Source organism: Flavobacterium sp. (genome assembly GCF_031423415.1).
Taxonomy (GTDB): domain Bacteria; phylum Bacteroidota; class Bacteroidia; order Flavobacteriales; family Flavobacteriaceae; genus Flavobacterium.
This window is the reverse complement of the sequence record NZ_JANPFL010000161.1, coordinates 1-4,050: the sequence shown is the minus strand read 5'-3', so window position 1 is coordinate 4,050 and position 4,050 is coordinate 1. Positions and strand designations below refer to the sequence as shown.

6 protein-coding genes, 1 tRNA gene and 1 pseudogene are annotated in these 4,050 nt (G+C 31.2%); 3 read left to right on the top strand and 5 right to left on the bottom strand.

Going from position 1 to position 4,050, the window contains the following annotated elements:
• Positions 1-279 precede the first annotated feature (279 nt).
• Positions 280-353: transfer RNA gene (locus tag RMO83_RS13880), tRNA-Ile, on the bottom strand.
• 144 nt (positions 354-497) lie between these two features.
• Positions 498-899: a methylmalonyl-CoA epimerase gene (gene mce / locus RMO83_RS13875; RefSeq protein ID WP_310560296.1), complete on the bottom strand. Its 402-nt coding sequence runs from the start codon at positions 897-899 to the stop codon at positions 498-500.
• A gap of 139 nt (positions 900-1,038) precedes the next feature.
• Here mce and rbfA point away from each other — a divergent pair, with 139 nt between their 5' ends.
• On the top strand, positions 1,039-1,431 hold the full coding sequence (gene rbfA / locus RMO83_RS13870) for a 30S ribosome-binding factor RbfA (protein WP_310560295.1): 393 nt from the start codon (positions 1,039-1,041) through the stop codon (positions 1,429-1,431).
• Between the two features lie 3 nt (positions 1,432-1,434).
• Entirely contained in the window at positions 1,435-2,634 is a 1,200-nt protein-coding gene (locus RMO83_RS13865) for an FtsX-like permease family protein (RefSeq protein WP_310560294.1), read from the top strand.
• Position 2,635: 1 nt separating this feature from the next.
• On the opposite strand, the gene RMO83_RS13860 is transcribed toward RMO83_RS13865, so the two are convergent.
• Both RMO83_RS13860 and RMO83_RS13855 read right to left on the bottom strand, forming a co-directional pair.
• A complete protein-coding gene (locus tag RMO83_RS13860) occupies positions 2,636-2,938 on the bottom strand; it encodes a type II toxin-antitoxin system RelE/ParE family toxin (protein WP_310560293.1) in 303 nt (100 codons plus the stop codon).
• Complete coding sequence (locus RMO83_RS13855; protein WP_310560292.1) at positions 2,928-3,161, bottom strand: hypothetical protein; 234 nt, start codon at positions 3,159-3,161, stop codon at positions 2,928-2,930. The genes RMO83_RS13860 and RMO83_RS13855 overlap by 11 nt, the downstream gene beginning before the upstream one ends.
• A gap of 130 nt (positions 3,162-3,291) precedes the next feature.
• Between RMO83_RS13855 and RMO83_RS17015 the strand changes: the two are divergent.
• Positions 3,292-3,408 (top strand): annotated as a pseudogene (locus RMO83_RS17015) (ABC transporter permease); the annotation flags it as partial.
• Positions 3,409-3,440: 32 nt separating this feature from the next.
• Here RMO83_RS17015 and RMO83_RS13850 read toward each other — a convergent pair.
• Entirely contained in the window at positions 3,441-3,908 is a 468-nt protein-coding gene (locus RMO83_RS13850) for a hypothetical protein (RefSeq protein WP_310560291.1), read from the bottom strand.
• Between the last annotated feature and the right edge of the window lie 142 nt (positions 3,909-4,050).

The following is a 4,050-nucleotide window of genomic DNA, read 5'->3' as shown; positions in this document are numbered from 1 at the left end:
AGCTGTCCGAAAACAGATTTACTAGAAAAATAATTACTTTTACTCATCGTTTTTTGTCTTTTGCAAAACCAAATTACGATTTTAATTGAGAAGCCATTTTTATGGCTTCTTTTTTATTTACTTTTATCGGACAACAATGATAAAATATAAAGCTTTTTATTCAACTTTGGGTAACTACGAACAATCAAATTTTTTTAGTACAAAAAAATAAAAGAATTGAACAAAATAAAAAAAAGCCTCGTAAACTATTCGTTTACAAGGCTTTTTGTGTTTAAATCGTGGTCCCACTTGGAATCGAACCAAGCACCTACTGATTATGAGTCAGTTGCTCTAACCGAATGAGCTATAGGACCATTTTGCGGTTGCGAATTTACTACAATTTTATATTTACTGCAACTATTTTTTTAATTGATTTTTGTTTTTCTACTTTTAAGCACCAACAGAAACATAATCCGATTAGTACTAGATTGAGATTACAATACAAAACCCTTCTGCATTTATCGAATCTCCTGACATAATTCTATCAAAACACCATTGGTGCTTTTTGGATGCAAAAAAGCAACTAATTTATTATCAGCTCCTTTTTTGGGAGTTTCGTTCAAAATGATAAATCCTTCGCTTTTTAAACGAGCAATTTCGGTTACAATATCATTAACTTCAAAAGCAATATGATGCATTCCTTCTCCTTTTTTGGCAATAAATTTTGCAATAGGGCTTGCGGGATTGGTTGCCTCCAGAAGTTCAATTTTATTTGGACCATTCCTAAAAAAAGCCGTGTTCACTCCTTCGCTGGCGATTTGCTCATGTTTATAAGCTGGTTCTCCAAAAAGTTTTTCATAAATTAGTAACGAATCAGCTAAATTAGCTACTGCTATTCCTATGTGTTCTATTTTATTCATTTTTACGTTGTGTTTTGCATCATTAAAAATAAGGAATTTTTACGGTTCTTCAAAAAATTTAAACTTAAATAAAGCTAAAAAAAATTATCCGTTGGCTACTTTATAACGGTGTCTCTCAAAAAATTAGTATTTTTGCACCATGGAAACAAATAGACAGAAAAAAATAGGTGGCGTGATCCAAAAAGATTTGGTTGACATTCTGCAAGGTGAATTGAGAAAAAACGGAGTTTCAAATTTGATAATTTCGGTATCCAAAGTTAGCGTAACGACAGACTTATCAGTAGCGACAATTCATTTAAGCATTTTCCCTCAGGATAAAGCCAAAGAAACTCTAGTGGCAATAAAAACAAATTCTAAATTAATCAAACACGATTTATCGCAAAGAGTACGCTTGCAATTGCGAAAAGTTCCTAATTTAGTTTTCTTTATAGACGATTCTTTAGACTATATAGAAAAAATAGACAACGCTCTATCGAATAAAGACAATCCTATTGAAAACCGTGAGCTTTTAGAAAAACGTAGATTTCAATAAAATTTGAATTTCTCTCTTTATATAGCCAAACGATATATTTTTAGCAACAGCAAAAACAATGCTATCAATATCATCAATCGCATTGCCAGTATGGGAATCATTGTTGGCGCAATGGCTTTGTTCGTGGTTTTATCCGTTTTTAGTGGGCTGAAAGTTTTTAGTCTTTCCTTCTCCAATGATATTGATCCCGATTTAAAAATAAGCAGCACATTCGGAAAATCGCTTTTAATTTCACCTTCACAAGAAAGTAAAATCAATCAAATAGACGGACTTGTTTCCTACAGTAAAATAGTAGAAGAGCGTGTTTTATTCACTTTTGACGGCAAACAAGAGGTCACTTATTTGAAAGGTGTCGATGCTAATTATAATACTGTAAATGAAATTAAAAAAACACTTTATAACGGCGTTTGGTTAAAGCCAAATTCAGATGAAGTAGTTGTGGGTTACGGAATTGCCCAACAATTCTCTATGGGTTTATTAGATTACAATCATTATTTAGAGGTTTTAGCTCCAAAACCCGGAAAAGGAAATATCGAAAATCCCGAAGAAGCTTTCAATAAAATGATTCTTGTTCCGGTCGGAATTTATGCTATAAGTGAAGACTTGGATTCGAAATATGTTTTTGCCGACCTAGGTTTGGCGCAGGAATTATTGCAATACAAACCCAACCAAATTTCAGGAATTGAAGTCAAAATGGCAAAAGATGCAGATGAAAATGCAATCGTAAGTAAACTTCAAACCATTTTCAACAATAAAATTACCGTTAAAAACAGAGCTCAACTCAACGATTCTTTGTACAAAATGTTGAATACCGAAAATCTTGCGGTGTATTTGATATTTACTTTGGTAATTGTAATTGCTCTTTTCAATTTGATTGGCGCATTAATTATGATGATTCTGGACAAAAAAGGAAATCTGAAAACGCTATTAAATCTAGGAACCGAGATCAAGGATTTGCGCAAAATATTCCTGCTTCAAGGTACATTATTAAGCATTTTTGGAGGAATAATTGGTTTAGGTTTAGGAATTGCAATCGTTTTGCTTCAACAACATTTTGAATTGGTAATGATAACACCGACACTTGCTTATCCAGTAGTTTTTTCTACAGAAAACGTATTGATTGTTTTGGCAACTATTGTCACGCTTGGCTTTATCGCTTCGCTGATTGCAAGTAGTCGGGTGAGTAAGAAGTTGTTGGATTAGTTTACAAAATCTGAGGAAGCTTGTTAGGAATATCTTCTTTTGAATGCCAAAATGCCAAAATAAATATTTCATCTTTTTCCCAGATATAATACAAACCATAAGGGAATTTATTCAACCAAATTATTCTAATTTTAGAATACCGACATTGGAAACTTTCAGGATTTTTAACAATAGTTTTAAAACTTAATCGTATTTCTTTCTCAATTCTTTTGGCTAAATCAATATTGATTAAAGCATAATGCGCAATTGTATTTTCAATTTCTATTGCTGCATTCGTTTTTAAAATGAGTTTGTTATAACTCATATTTAGATTTTAAAGAATCTAAAAACTCTAATGCATCAACTCCAGCTTTAGGATTTTCTTGATGTTCCAATATTCTTATATCCAGTTCTTTTTTTTGATTCTCGGATAGAGAAACAGGTTCAATTTCGTGCAAAACAAAATTTTTCACATTCTGAATAATAGAAATGTCATTGATGTTTTGAAGTAAATCAATTAAAAGAGATTTTTCGGTTTGAACACTCATTATCAATAGTATTTAGAGACAAATATAGCGAAAATTTGAGAAAAATAATTCAGATTCTTTATTTTTAAACTACCTCATATCCTGAATAAGCTTCTTCAATCTGATCCAAATGAGAAAATAATTTTCTGTTTATCAGGTAGTTTTTTCTTTAGAAAACGTGTTAATTGTTTTGGCAACAATTGTCATGCTTGGTTTAATCGCTTTGCTGATTGCGAGTAGTCGAGTGATTAAGAAGTTATTGGATTAAGAAATTAATAGAAAATATTAAGATTTAAAACACTAAAAAATATAGCCAATCTTATATTGAAAGTCAAATATAAATTCATTTTGGCTCGCTTTATAAGTAAAAGATTTATCAAAAAAATTGTGCTTGTAACCGTAACCAGCTGAATATTCTGTAAAAAAATGTCCCGAAGTGCTCGTTCTTCGAATACCAAATTCTGGAATTATTGAAATGAAAGGTGCGGCTTCAAAATCCTTAGTATTTACCAAAGAAGTTCTACTAGACGCAAAAGAAGTTAAAAGCGAAATATAATTAGAACTATTGTTAGTAGTGATTTTATTCAATCTTCTTCGACGATCAAGGCTATAATACCATCTTGGCTCTACTCGAACAAAAGGTAAAATTAAAAAAGATTTTTCTTTTTTACCATCAGGATATTCAATTTCAGAACTTCCAGTTGCCAAACCAATTTCACTTCTTAAAGTTATTTTTCCATCAATCCGGAATTCCTTTTGAAAACTCAAGCTAAATAGTCAACCCTTAAAAAGAGCTATTTTTAATTTCCACAAAAATAGGAATATTATTTTCAGGATAGAAGTTGAACAAATAATTAAGCCAAAAAACAATTTGTTCCTTGATTTGGTTGAATCGGAGCTTAAAATTGTA